Genomic DNA, 12,341 nt, shown 5'->3' on the forward strand with positions numbered 1-12,341 from the left:
GCGTAGGCGCACTTTGATCGATCAGACCATGGGCAGCGAGGGGGTCCGGCGGATAGGGTCGGGGCGGCGCGACTGCCTGTTCGAATGCAAAGGGAATCATGGTGACGGACGGAGCAGTGATGGAGACCGCACGCGTGCTCGTCGCGGCGGACAAGTTCAAGGGCTCGCTCACGGCCGTGCAGGTCGCGGAGCGGGTGACGGCCGGGCTGCGGCGCGTCGTTCCCGGCGTACGGGTGGAGACCCTGCCGGTCGCCGACGGCGGCGACGGCACGGTGGCGGCGGCGGTGGCCGCCGGCTTCGAGCGCCGCGAAGCGCGGGTGACCGGGCCCCTGGGCGACCCCGTCACCGCCGCCTACGCGGTGCGCGGGACCACCGCGGTGGTCGAGATGGCCGAGGCGTCCGGCCTCCAGCACCTGCCCGAGGGGGTCTTCGCGCCCCTCACGGCCACCACGTACGGCTCCGGGGAGCTCCTCCTCGCCGCGGTCGAAGCGGGGGCCCGGACCATCGTGTTCGGCGTCGGTGGCAGCGCCACCACGGACGGCGGGGCGGGCATGCTCGCCGCGCTCGGCGCGCGCTTCCTCGACGCGGACGGCAAGCCGGTCGGGCCGGGCGGCGGCGGCCTCGCGGATCTCGCCGACGCGGACCTGTCCGGGCTCGACCCCCGCTTCGGCGAGATCGACCTCATCCTCGCCAGCGACGTCGACAACCCGCTGACCGGCCCGAAGGGCGCGCCGGAGGTCTACGGCCGCCAGAAGGGCGCGACGGAGGCGGACATCGCGACGCTCGACGCGGCGCTCGCCCATTACGCCTCGCTCCTCGGCCCCGAGCAGGCGGAACTCCCCGGCGCCGGAGCGGCCGGCGGCATCGGCTACGGGGCGCTCGTCGCCCTCGGCGCGCGCTTCCGCCCCGGGATCGAGGTCATGCTCGACGTCCTCGGCTTCGCGCCCGCGCTGGACCGGGCGACGTTCGTCATCACCGGCGAGGGCTCCCTCGACGCCCAGACCCTGCACGGCAAGGCACCGGCCGGCGTCGCCGCGGCGGCGCGGGCGGCGGGCGTCGAGACCGTCGCGGTGTGCGGCCGCCTCGCGCTGACGCCGGAAGCGCTGGAGGGGGCCGGGATCCGGCGGGCGTACGCGCTGCTGGACCTGGAGCCGGATCCTGCGGTGTGCATGGCCGAGGCGGGTCCGCTGCTGGAGCGCGTGGCGGAGGCGATCGCGCGCGACTTCCTCACGCACAGCCCCTCCGGCGTTTGAGGAGCGAGGGTCCGGGGGCAGAGCCCCCGGTCTCGGGAAGGGGCGGGTAGGGGACACGGCCCGCCGCAGGCGCCCCCCCGCCCTCTCTGTGCGCCCGCACAACCCACCCCCGCCCACCCGGGGCACCCGCAACGCTTCCCCCCGCCCCCCATGGACGCCCCCCTCCTCCCCCTGTTGACCTGTGGCAACACAGGAACCGCGGAAGGAGGAGGACCCCCATGCCCACGCTCGAGATCCGCGCACTCGCCGCCACCTACGGCCCCGTACGCTCACTGCGCGGCATCGACCTCGACGTCCCGGACGGCACGATCACCGCCGTGCTCGGCGGGAACGGCGCCGGCAAGACCACCCTGCTGCGGGCCGTCTCACGGACCCTCGGCTTCCACGGCGGCACCGCCACCGGCACCGTCCGCTTCGACGGGCGCCCCCTGGACGGGCTGCGGCCCGACCGGGTGGTCGCCGCCGGGGTCGTCCACGTGCCCGAGGGCCGCCAGGTGTTCGCCCGGATGACGGTGGCCGACAACCTGCGCGCCGGAGCACTCGGCGCCGTCGGAGGCCGCAAGGCGGCGGCCGCGGCACTGGACCGCGTCCACGAGCTGTTCCCCGTACTCGCCCGCCGTGCCCACCAGAGCGCCGGGCTGCTGTCCGGCGGCGAGCAGCAGATGCTGGCCATGGGCCGCGCCCTGATGGCACGGCCCCGGCTGCTCCTGCTGGACGAACCCTCGCTCGGTCTCGCGCCCCTGATGGCGCAGCGCATCGCCGACACGGTGCGCGAGATCAACGCGTCCGGCACGTCCGTCCTGCTCGTGGAGCAGAACGCGTCGATCGCCCTGCGCCTCGCCACCACGGCGTACGTCCTGGAGGTCGGCGAGGTCACCCTGCGCGGGCCCGCCGCCGAACTGGCCGCGTCCGACGAGGTGCGCCGCCGCTACCTGGGTGTCGTGGACGAGGCGGCCGCCGCCGACGCGGAACGGGCGGCGGGCACCGCGGTACGCACCCTGAGCAGGTGGTCCGTGTGACCGCCCCCGCCCCGCTCACCGTCCAGGACGTCACCGTCCGCTTCGCCGGGCTCACCGCCCTCGACGCCATCTCGTTCACCGTCGAGCCGGGCAGCGTCCACGCGGTCATCGGCCCCAACGGAGCCGGCAAGTCGACCACCTTCAACGTGCTGTCCGGGGTGTACCGGGCGGCCTCCGGAAGCGTCCGGCTCGGGGAGACCGAGCTGACCGGGCTCCCCCCGCACCGGATCGCCGCACTCGGGGTGGCCCGGACCTTCCAGAACCTCGCGCTGCCCCCTTACGCCACCGTCGCCGACACCCTCATGCTCGGCCGGCACCGGCTCACGCGGGCCGGTTTCCTGGCTGCGGGGCTGCGGTTGCCGGCCGCCGCCCGGGAAGCCCGCGCGCATCGCGACCGGGTCCGTGAGATCGCCGAGTTCATCGGCCTGGAGGCGGTGTTGGACCGCCCGGCGAGCGCACTCCCGTACGGGCAGCAGAAGCTGGTCGAGCTGGGCCGCGCGCTGTGCATGGAGCCGCAGGTGCTCCTCCTCGACGAACCCGTCGCCGGCATGACCGCCGACGAACGGCAGCGTACGGCGGCGGTCGTGGCCGGGGTCCGCGACGGCCTCGGCATCTCGATCGTGCTGGTCGAGCACGACATGGGGGTGGTGATGCGGCTCGCGGACGCCGTGACCGTACTCGACTTCGGACGCAGGATCGCCGGCGGCACCCCCGCCGAGGTCCAGAACGACCCGGCCGTCGTCCAGGCATATCTGGGAGCACCGCAATGACCACCTTCATCGAACTCCTCCTCGGCGGCCTGTCCATCGGCTCGGTCTACGCCCTGATCGCGCTCGGCTTCGTCGTCATCTTCAAGGCCACCGAGGTCGTCAACTTCGCCCACGCGTCCCTGCTGCTCGCGGGCGGCTACGTCACCGCCGTCCTCCACGACGACATCGGCTTCTGGCCGGCCCTCGCGACGGGCGTCGCGGGCGCGGCCGTCGTCGGCGCCGCCGTCGAATTCCTGGTGATGCGCCGCTACCGGGGCAGCGACCACAGCGTCCTCGCCATCGTCACCATCGGCGTCGACATCCTCCTGACCACCGAACTCACCCGGCGCATGGGCACGGAGGTGCTCGCGCTCGGGGACCCCTGGGGGAACCGGGTCCTCACGATCGGCGGGATCACGCTCGCCCAGACCCGCGTCGCCGCGTTCGTCGCCGCCGCCCTCCTCATCACCGTCTTCCTGCTCGCCTTCCGCTTCACCTCCTGGGGCGTCTCGATGCGCGCCGCCGCCGAGAACCCGCGGACGGCCGCGCTGATGGGGATCAGGCTCGGCCGGGTCTCGCTCGCGGCCTGGGCGGTCGCCGGGGCGCTCGCCGCCGTCGCCGCGCTGTTCCTCACCGTCTTCCCCACGCCCGGACTGGAACGGGCGACCTCGCTCGCCGCGCTCAAGGCGTTCCCCGCCGCCATCCTCGGCGGCCTCGACTCCACGACGGGCGCCCTGGCCGGCGGCCTCATCGTCGGCGTCACCGAAGCGCTCGCCACCGGCTACCAGAGCGATCTGTCGTTCCTCGGCCGGGGCATCGGCGACCTGGCCCCCTACCTGGTGATGGTGATCGTCCTGCTCATACGCCCCGCCGGACTCCTCGGCACGAAGGAGCCGGCCCGTGTCTGAGACCGCCACCCCGTTCCCGTACGCCGTCACCGCACGGCTGCGCCGTCCCCGTACCTGGCTGTGGGCGGCGGGCTCGGTGCTGCTGCTCGCCCTCCCCTTCTACCTGGACCGCTTCTGGCTCCAGGCCGGTCTGTTCGCGATGGCCGCCGCGATCGGCGCGATCGGGCTCAACCTGCTGACCGGGGCCACCGGGCAGCTGTCCATGGGCCACGCCTTCTTCCTCGCCGTGGGCGCGTACGGCTACTGCGTGCTGGCGGGGGAGAGCGGTACGGAGAACGGGCACACCCTGTCCGGACTCGGCCTGCCCAGCTGGCTCGCCGCCGTGCTGGCCGTCCTCCTCGCCGGGGCCGCCGGCGGGCTGTTCAGCCCGATCGCGGCACGGCTGCGGGGCGCCTACCTCGGCATCGCGACCCTGGCGCTGATCTTCATCGGCCAGCACGTGCTGTTCAACGCCTCGTCCCTCACCGGCGGTTACAACGGCCGATCGGTGCCGCCGCTGTCGCTCTTCGGCCTCACCTTCGACGACAGCGAGGTGCTGGTGGCCGCGGTGCCGTTCCAGTCCTCCGAGAAGCTCTGGTACGCGGCCCTGCTCGCCCTGCTCCTCAGCGGACTGTTCGCGCGCGGGGTGCTGCGCGGGCGGCCGGGCCGGGCGCTGAACGCCATCCGCGACCACCGCATCGCGGCCGGCGTCATGGGCGTCCCGGTGGCCCGCTACCGGGCCGGGGTCTTCGTGCTCTCCTCGATGTACGCGGGGCTCGCCGGGGTGCTCCTGGCCCTGGTCTTCCAGCGGACGGTGCCCGAGTACTTCGGCATGGTCCTGTCCCTCGAATACCTCGCCATGATCGTGATCGGCGGGCTCGGCACCGTGGCGGGGGCGGTCGTCGGCGCGGCCTTCGTCTCGCTGCTGCCCCAGCTCCTCACCCACTACAGCGATTCCCTGCCCCTGGTCGCGGCCCCCGGTGCGGGCGGCCTGACCCCGGGCGAGGCATCGCGCTACCTGTACGGCGCCGCGGTGGTCGCGGCTGTCCTGTTCCTGCCCGGCGGCCTGACACGCCCGATGAAGAACTCAGGGGAGAAGAAATGAAACTGCGTGTGCTCGGGGCCGTGTGCGCGGCCCTCGCCCTCACCCTCACCGGGTGCAGCGAGAAGGCCAAGTCCTCCGACGGGGGAGAGGAGGCCAAGGGCGGGGTGAAGACCGGCGAGGGGGTCACCGACTCCACGATCGCGCTCGGCGCGCTCACCGACATGACCGGCGTCTACGCCTCGCTCGGCAAGAGCGTCACCCAGGCCCAGCAGCTCTGGGTGAAGCAGACCAACGCGGCCGGCGGCATCTGCGACCGCAAGATCGAGCTGACCGTGCGCGACCACGGCTACGACCCGCAGAAGGCCGTCGCCGGCTACACCGAACTGGAACCGAAGGTGCTGGGCTTCGTCCAGTTCATCGGCTCCCCGTTCGTCGCGGCGGTGGAGCAGCGCATCGACGGCCAGGACAAGGGCCTCGTCCTCCCGCAGGCGTGGTCCGCGAACCTGCTCGGCAGCAAGTACGTCCGCGTCATCGGCGCCACGTACGACGTCGAGACGGTCAACGCGATCGACTACCTGCTCGCGGAGAAGCGCATCGCGAAGGGGGACAAGATCGGCCACGTGTACTTCGAGGGCGACTACGGCGAGAACGCGCTGGCCGGCTCCACATACGCGGCGAAGCAGGCGGGTCTCACCGTCGTCGAGCAGAAGATCAAGCCGACCGACAACGACATGACCGCCCAGGTCGCCGCCCTGAAGCAGGCGGGCGTCAAGGCCGTGGTCGTCAGCGCCGGTCCCCGCCAGGCGGCCTCGCTCGTCGGGGTCGCCGCCGCCACCGGCCTCAAGGTGCCGGTCATCGGCAACAACTCCGCGTACGCACCGCAGCTGCTGAAGACGCAGGCCGGCCCGGCCCTGATGCGGGACTACTACGTCGCGGCGTCCACCCTGCCCATCGGCGACCCGGGCACCGGCCCGGCGAAGCTGGCGAAGGAGTACGCCGCCGCCTATCCCAAGGACGGTCTCGACAACGGCGTCATCGCCGGTTACACGGCCGCCGACCTGTACGGCGAGGCCCTGAAGAAGGCGTGCGCGGCGAAGGACCTCACCCGCGAAGGGATCGACAAGGCGCTGTTGACCATCACCGGATTCGGCACCGACTTCGGTGTCTCCCACGACTTCACCGACCCCGCGGCGCCCTCCACCAGGGAGAGCGTGATCATGAAGCCGGACGACAAGGTCCCCGGCGGCCTGAAGGTGGTCAGGCCGGCCGAGGCCGCGGCGGCCGCCAAGAGCTACACCTTCAAGTAGCGCTCCCGGCAGGGGGAACGCCGGGCGGGCGGCACGCGATGTGCGTGCCGCCCGCCGGTGTGCCTCCAGCCGGTCAGCTGGTGTATGCCTCCAGTTCCGAGAGCTGGGCGGCCGGCCAGCCGGTGTTGGCGGTGAACGTCAGCCGCAGATAGCGGGCCGACGTGCCCGGCAGGGTGACCGTCGCCTGGTTGCCGCTCGACGGGTTGAAGGTGTAACCCGCCGATCCCTTCAGGGAGCTGTACGTGCTGTTGTCCGTGCTGCCCGACACGCTCAGGGTCTGGGTGCGGGTGCCCCAGGCGGACGACGGCGGCAGCTTCAGGACGAGCCGCTTGACGGACTTGGCCGCCCCGAGGTCCACGGTGATGGTCTGCGGGAAGGCGTGGTTGGTGCTCTCCCAGTACGTGTTCGCGTTGCCGTCGACCGCGTGGGACGCGCCGTACACGTCGGCGTGGCCTGACTCGGTGACCGGGCGGCCCTGGGCGAGGTTGCCGGTCTCCTCGGGCGGGTCGGTCGGGTCGGTCGGCGGGTCCGTGGGGTCGGTCGGCGGGTCGGTGGGACCGGTGCCGCCGCCCGGGACCCCGCCGTTGGTCCACACCGGGTCGGGCCAGACGCCGGTGCAGGCCGGAGGGTCGGCGTACCAGCCGGAGTTCCCGGCGCCCCGGGTGATCCGGAAGCCGCTGCCGACGCAGTTGTGGATCGGGTTCGACTGCGCGATGTGCGTCGCCGTGACGTTGTCGAAGGTGGCCGTGCCGGGGGCCTGGATCTGGAGCGCGTAGGTGCCGGCGCCGTCGATCCTGATGTTCTTGAAGTGCAGCCCGTTGGAGGCGCCCTCGATGAGGTGGATCGCGGCGTAGGAGCTGTCCAGGACCTCGCTGTCGGTGATGTTGATGTTGCCGTTGATCGGTTCGTTGAGCCCGCTGAACCAGATCGCGCCGACCCCGAAGTTCCAGTTGTAGTCGCTGTTCCCGGTCCGGATCAGGGTGTTGCGGGCGGCCGTGGTGGTACCGGAGACCGCGGTGCCCTGACCGGAGTTGACACCGGGGTAGCGGTTGGCGATGTGCAGGCCGCCGCCGTTGGTGAGGGTGTCCGCCATGACGTTGTCGGACAGGGTGATGTCCTTGCCGCCGTAGGTGACGATGTTGTTGGCGAGGATCGGCAGGATCACCGTGTTGAACGTGAACTTGTTGTTCACGTTCGGGACGTTCTCCGCCCACATGGCGAGCCCGTCGTCACCGGTGTTGCGGACGAAGGTGTTGGTGACCGTCGAGTTGGTGACGCCGTAGTGGAAGTTCACCCCGTCGGCGGTCTGGTCCAGGATGCGGCTGTTCTTGATGGTGAAGTCGTCCATCGGGCCGTCCATCCAGGCACCGCACTTGGTGTGCTGCATCCAGACGTTGTCGACCGTCGAGTGGGACATCGCCCCGCCGATGGCGTTCACCTGGTCGTTGTCGACGCGCTCGCGGATGTCGCCGATGATGGCGAAGTCCCTGAGGGTGACGTTGCTGCTGCCGCCGTCCCCGGCGTACTTGCCGTAGACGCCGACGGCCTTGCTCCGGTTGGACGGGTCGCGCCCGGTCAGCACGGAGTACCAGGGCCCGGCGCCGCGCAGGGTCACCTTGTCAACGATGATGTGGTCGCGGACCTGGAACGTGCCCTGCGGGATGTACACCTCCTTGCCCTGCGTCCGGCCCGCGTCCACCGCCGCCTGGATCCTGGCGGTGGAGTCCGTGGCGCCGGTCGGGTCGGCCCCGAAGTCGGAGACGACGTCCAGCGCGCCGGAGGGCTTGGCGACGGGCGCGCCCACCTGCTCGAAGTCCGCCAGGTCGATGGTGAACGACGGTGAGGCGGCGGTGGACGACACCTGGAGCCGGACCTTCGTGCCGGCCGGCAGCGTCGACCCGAACATGGTCCGGGTCTCGTCGTAGAAGTGGTGCGGGTTGGTGTCGCCGGGGTTGTTGTTGAACGGATACCCCCCGTAGTACCAGCCGTACGTGGAGGTCACCGGCACCGCCTTGGGCGCGGCCCCGTTCACGCGTACGTCGATGGAGGCGTTCCGGCCCGTCCCGGCGGCGTTGTCCGGCAGCGAGTACCGGAAGGACATCGCGTTGGCGGGGGCGGTGAGCGTGAACTCCACGTACTCACCGACCGCGTCCAGGGTCACCGCCTGCCGGCCCGACGCCTCGGAGGGCAGCGTGCCGTAGCGGCGGTTCGGGCCGATCAGGGTGCCGTTGGTGGCCGCGTACTCGGCCTCCTGTTCCTTGAACGGGACGGTCGCGCCACGGCCGGGGACGGCGAGCGGCGAGGGGGCCGGGACACCGGCCGCCTGGGCGGCCGGTGCGCCGGTCAGCACCACGGCGGCTGCGGTGCCGAACGCGGCGAGTGCCAGCGAGAGGGAGGCGGATACGGACCGCTTGAGCAGCGGTCGTCGGGGTGGGGAAGTCACGTCGAAGTCGTCCTTGCGGCTCGTGGGGGCTCTTCGGACGCCCCACAGGCTAGAAGCACCGTCGCAAGGAAGTCCACGGTGCTGCGCAAGAAATCGTCGTGCAAGCTCAAATAGTCGACGCGCGCATGGGAAGAATGTGCGCTGTGCGGGGGTTGAGGGGGGCGCCGGAGCACGCACGAGGGCCCGGATGCCTTGCCGGCATCCGGGCCCTCGTGTCGTTCGTACAGTCCGCTACGGCAACTGCGCCGCACGCGCCTCGCGTCGGTTGCCGCGGAAGGTGTTCACCCGGCGGGCGGTCGCGAAGAGCGGGATGACCGCACCCAGGACCACCTGGAGCGCGCAGCCGGTCTGGAGGAGCAGCTGACCGCCGGGGGCGTCCAGCGCCCAGGCCGCCAGCAGCCCCATCGCCGAGACGATCCAGCCGAGCATCGCCACCGCGAGGACGCCCCGCGGCTTCGGGTACTCGACCCGGCTGACCATCAGCCACGCCACCCCGATGATGGCGAGGAGCGTCGGCACGAAGGGCAGCTCCAGGAGCACGATCGAGATGACCGTGAGCGCTCCGAACGGGCTCGGCATGCCCTGGAACATGCCGTCCTTCATCGTCACGCACGAGAACCGCGCGAGTCTGAGCACCACCGCGAGCAGCACCACGATCGCCGCGAGCGCCGAGACCCGCTGGTGTGCGTCGTCCGCGACCATGCCGTACACGAGGACGAAGTACGCCGGGGCGAGCCCGAAGCTGATGAGGTCCGAGAGGTTGTCCAGCTCGGCGCCCATCGGCGAGGAACGCAGCTTGCGGGCCACGAGCCCGTCGAACAGGTCGAAGATCGCCGCCATGAGCATGAGGATCACGGCGGTGGCGGCGGAGTGCCGCGCCATGCCGCTCTCGTCGCTGCCCGTGAGGTGCGGGATCAGGATGCCCGTGGTGGTGAAGTACACCGCCATGAACCCGCACGTGGCGTTACCGAGGGTGAGGGTGTCCGCTATCGACAGCCGCAGCGAGAGCGGCATGTCGTCGGCGTCGTCCTCCGCCTCGGCCTCCGGGACCCAGCCGGCCTGGGTGTCGGGATCAATCACGGTCAATGCGAGTCACCCCCGCGGTGGTGGCCTGGCCGACCTCGACCGCGACGTCCACACCTTCCGGGAGGTAGATGTCGACGCGGGAGCCGAAGCGGATCAGCCCGATGCGCTCACCCTGCTCCACCTTCGTGCCCTGCGGGATGTAGGGCACGATGCGCCGGGCCACCGCGCCGGCGATCTGCACCATCTCGATGTCACCCAGCTCGGTGTCGAAGTGCCAGACAACGCGCTCGTTGTTCTCGCTCTCCTTGTTGAACGCCGGGACGAAGCCACCGGGCACGTGCTCCACCGACGTCACCGTGCCGGCCAGCGGGGCGCGGTTCACATGGACGTTCAGCGGGCTCATGAAGATCGCGACGCGGGTGCGCCCGTCCTTCCACGGCATGATGCTCTGCACCACGCCGTCGGCCGGTGAGATGACGCGCCCCCGGGTGATCTCGCGCTCGGGGTCCCGGAAGAACCAGAGCATGCCCGCCGCGAGCGCGGTGGTGGGCACGGCCACGGCCGCCCAGCGCCCGGACCGGCGGGCGCGGGTCAGGCTGAGGGCGGCGGTGGCGACGGTCGGCAGGAGCCACGGCGAAGCTCCGCGTGCGATGCGGACCCGGCCGCGGGAGGCAGAGGTATGGCTGTCGGGCATGGATGACCTTCGTAGCGGATTGAGCCGCGCTGGCAACGGGGGACGGCGGCTTTTCCGGCGATGTTATCGGTTGCTGGCCGCAACTGGGCAAGCCAGCAGCCGAGTCGGACGTCTGGAAGGCACCGGTTGAGGATGACAGGGTGTGATCTTCTTCGCGGCCAAATCACCGCGAAAGGGACGATCAGCCCTGGAAACGGTACTCCTCGAGGAGCCGGCGCCCGATGATCATTTTCTGGATCTCGGCGGTACCTTCACCGATCAGCAGCATCGGGGCCTCGCGGTAGAGGCGCTCGATCTCGTACTCCTTGGAGAAGCCGTAGCCGCCGTGGATACGGAAGGCGTCCTCGACGACTTCCTTGCAGTACTCGGAGGCGAGGTACTTCGCCATCCCTGCCTCCAGGTCGTTTCGCTCCCCGGAGTCCTTTTTGCGTGCCGCGTTTACCATCATCGCATGGGCGGCCTCGACCTTGGTGGCCATTTCGGCCAGCTTGAACTGGATCGCCTGGTGCTGCGCGATGGGCTTTCCGAAGGTCTGGCGCTGCTGTGCGTAGGAAACGCCCAGTTCGAATGCACGCTGTGCGACGCCGCAGCCACGGGCGGCCACATTGACCCGGCCGACCTCGACTCCGTCCATCATTTGGTAAAACCCTCGGCCGGTGGCGCCCCCCAGTACGCGATTGGCCGGAACTCGCAGTCCGTCCATGATGAGCTCGGTGGTATCGACCCCCTTGTAACCCATCTTGTCGATCTTTCCGGGGATCGTGAGCCCGGGCCGGACCTCGCCGAAGCCCGGTTCCTTCTCGACCAGGAACGTCGTCATCGACTTGTGCGGCGCGGTGCCCTCGGGGTGTCCTTCGTCACTGCGGCACAGGACGGCGACGAGCGACGACGTGCCGCCGTTCGTCAGCCACATCTTCTGGCCGTTCAGGACGTACTCCTCGCCGTCCCTGACGCCCTTGGAGCTGATCGCCGAGACGTCCGAGCCGAGCGCCGGCTCCGACATCGAGAAGGCGCCCCGCACCTCGCCCAGCGCCATGCGCGGCAGGAAGGTGTCCTTCTGCTCCTGTGTGCCGTGCTGCTTGAGCATGTACGCCACGATGAAGTGCGTGTTGATGATGCCCGAGACGCTCATCCAGCCCCGGGCGATCTCCTCCACGCACAGCGCGTACGTGAGCAGTGACTCGCCCAGACCGCCGTACTCCTCGGGGATCATCAGCCCGAACAGGCCGAGTTCCTTCAGCCCCTCGACGATCTCGGCGGGGTACTCGTCGCGGTGCTCCAGCCGCGTCGCGACCGGAATGATCTCCTTGTCGACAAAGTCCCTGACCGTCGAAAGGATCTCCTGCTGGACCTCGGTGAGCCCGGCCGTCTGGGCGAGTCGCGTCATGACTGCTTCTCCACGTTCTTCTGCGAAGGCTGGCTGAGCTCCGGGCGGCCGGGCTGCTCCCCGCCCCGCTCCTTGATGTACGTCTCGGTGGGGACCATGACCTTGCGGCGGAACACGCAGACGAGCGTGCCGTCCTGCTTGTAGCCCTTGGTCTCGACGTAGACGATTCCGCGGTCGTTCCTGGAGCGCGACGGCGTCTTGTCCAGGACCGTCGTCTCGCCGTAGAGGGTGTCGCCGTGGAAGGTGGGCGCCACGTGCTTCAGCGACTCGATCTCCAGGTTGGCGATGGCCTTTCCGGAGACGTCCGGCACCGACATGCCGAGGAGCAGCGAGTAGATGTAGTTGCCGACGACGACGTTCTTGCCGAAATCGGTTGTGCTCTCCGCATAGTTGCTGTCCATGTGCAGCGGGTGATGATTCATGGTCAGCAGGCAGAAGAGGTGGTCGTCGTATTCGGTGACGGTCTTGCCGGGCCAGTGCTTGTAGACCGCACCGACCTCGAATTCCTCGTACGTGCGCCCGAACTGCATA

At 70.6% G+C, this 12,341-nt stretch carries 11 protein-coding genes; 6 read left to right on the forward strand and 5 right to left on the reverse strand.

All coding sequences use genetic code 11. The annotated features are described in order from the left end of the window. Positions 1-119 precede the first annotated feature (119 nt). The 6 genes from G3I41_RS02895 (at position 120) to G3I41_RS02920 (ending at position 6,260) form a co-directional block, all read left to right on the forward strand. A complete protein-coding gene (locus G3I41_RS02895; RefSeq protein WP_164398723.1) occupies positions 120-1,253 on the forward strand; it encodes a glycerate kinase in 1,134 nt (377 codons plus the stop codon). 218 nt (positions 1,254-1,471) lie between these two features. Continuing rightward, entirely contained in the window at positions 1,472-2,272 is an 801-nt protein-coding gene (locus G3I41_RS02900; protein ID WP_164398724.1) for an ABC transporter ATP-binding protein, read from the forward strand. Next, positions 2,260-3,042 (forward strand): ABC transporter ATP-binding protein, encoded by a 783-nt coding sequence (locus G3I41_RS02905; protein WP_164398725.1) that lies wholly within the window; start codon positions 2,260-2,262, stop codon positions 3,040-3,042. The genes G3I41_RS02900 and G3I41_RS02905 overlap by 13 nt, the downstream gene beginning before the upstream one ends. Next, positions 3,039-3,929, forward strand: coding sequence for a branched-chain amino acid ABC transporter permease (locus G3I41_RS02910; RefSeq protein WP_164398726.1), 891 nt, complete (start codon positions 3,039-3,041; stop codon positions 3,927-3,929). The genes G3I41_RS02905 and G3I41_RS02910 overlap by 4 nt, the downstream gene beginning before the upstream one ends. Then, on the forward strand, positions 3,922-5,013 hold the full coding sequence (locus G3I41_RS02915; protein WP_164398727.1) for a branched-chain amino acid ABC transporter permease: 1,092 nt from the start codon (positions 3,922-3,924) through the stop codon (positions 5,011-5,013). The genes G3I41_RS02910 and G3I41_RS02915 overlap by 8 nt, the downstream gene beginning before the upstream one ends. Continuing rightward, on the forward strand, positions 5,010-6,260 hold the full coding sequence (locus tag G3I41_RS02920) for an ABC transporter substrate-binding protein (RefSeq protein WP_164398728.1): 1,251 nt from the start codon (positions 5,010-5,012) through the stop codon (positions 6,258-6,260). The genes G3I41_RS02915 and G3I41_RS02920 overlap by 4 nt, the downstream gene beginning before the upstream one ends. 73 nt (positions 6,261-6,333) lie before the next feature. On the opposite strand, the gene G3I41_RS02925 is transcribed toward G3I41_RS02920, so the two are convergent. From G3I41_RS02925 to G3I41_RS02945, 5 genes are all read right to left on the reverse strand, one after another. Then, complete coding sequence (locus G3I41_RS02925; RefSeq protein ID WP_164398729.1) at positions 6,334-8,703, reverse strand: discoidin domain-containing protein; 2,370 nt, start codon at positions 8,701-8,703, stop codon at positions 6,334-6,336. Positions 8,704-8,934: 231 nt separating this feature from the next. Then, the gene (pssA, locus tag G3I41_RS02930) at positions 8,935-9,789 is read right to left on the reverse strand and encodes a CDP-diacylglycerol--serine O-phosphatidyltransferase (RefSeq protein ID WP_203600088.1); all 855 of its coding nucleotides are present in this window, start codon (positions 9,787-9,789) and stop codon (positions 8,935-8,937) included. Further along, positions 9,776-10,423, reverse strand: coding sequence for a phosphatidylserine decarboxylase (locus tag G3I41_RS02935; RefSeq protein WP_018100353.1), 648 nt, complete (start codon positions 10,421-10,423; stop codon positions 9,776-9,778). Before G3I41_RS02935 ends, pssA begins: the two co-directional genes overlap by 14 nt. Positions 10,424-10,604: 181 nt before the next feature. Continuing rightward, on the reverse strand, positions 10,605-11,810 hold the full coding sequence (locus tag G3I41_RS02940) for an acyl-CoA dehydrogenase family protein (protein WP_164398730.1): 1,206 nt from the start codon (positions 11,808-11,810) through the stop codon (positions 10,605-10,607). Then, on the reverse strand, positions 11,807-12,340 hold the full coding sequence (locus tag G3I41_RS02945) for a MaoC family dehydratase (RefSeq protein WP_164398731.1): 534 nt from the start codon (positions 12,338-12,340) through the stop codon (positions 11,807-11,809). Before G3I41_RS02945 ends, G3I41_RS02940 begins: the two co-directional genes overlap by 4 nt. Position 12,341 lies beyond the last annotated feature (1 nt).

Origin of the sequence: Streptomyces sp. SID9727 (genome assembly GCF_010550605.1) — a bacterium.
GTDB lineage: Bacteria > Actinomycetota > Actinomycetes > Streptomycetales > Streptomycetaceae > Streptomyces.

Bases quoted from the DNA above. Each gene is read 5' to 3' on its own strand.
- G3I41_RS02945 (WP_164398731.1), bottom strand. From the start codon at position 12,340: ATGCAGTTCGGGCGCACGTACGAGGAATTCGAGGTCGGTGCGGTCTAC.
- G3I41_RS02940 (WP_164398730.1), bottom strand. From the start codon at position 11,810: ATGACGCGACTCGCCCAGACGGCCGGGCTCACCGAGGTCCAGCAGGAG.
- G3I41_RS02900 (WP_164398724.1), top strand. From the start codon at position 1,472: ATGCCCACGCTCGAGATCCGCGCACTCGCCGCCACCTACGGCCCCGTA.
- G3I41_RS02935 (WP_018100353.1), bottom strand. From the start codon at position 10,423: ATGCCCGACAGCCATACCTCTGCCTCCCGCGGCCGGGTCCGCATCGCA.
- G3I41_RS02910 (WP_164398726.1), top strand. From the start codon at position 3,039: ATGACCACCTTCATCGAACTCCTCCTCGGCGGCCTGTCCATCGGCTCG.
- G3I41_RS02920 (WP_164398728.1), top strand. From the start codon at position 5,010: ATGAAACTGCGTGTGCTCGGGGCCGTGTGCGCGGCCCTCGCCCTCACC.
- G3I41_RS02895 (WP_164398723.1), top strand. From the start codon at position 120: ATGGAGACCGCACGCGTGCTCGTCGCGGCGGACAAGTTCAAGGGCTCG.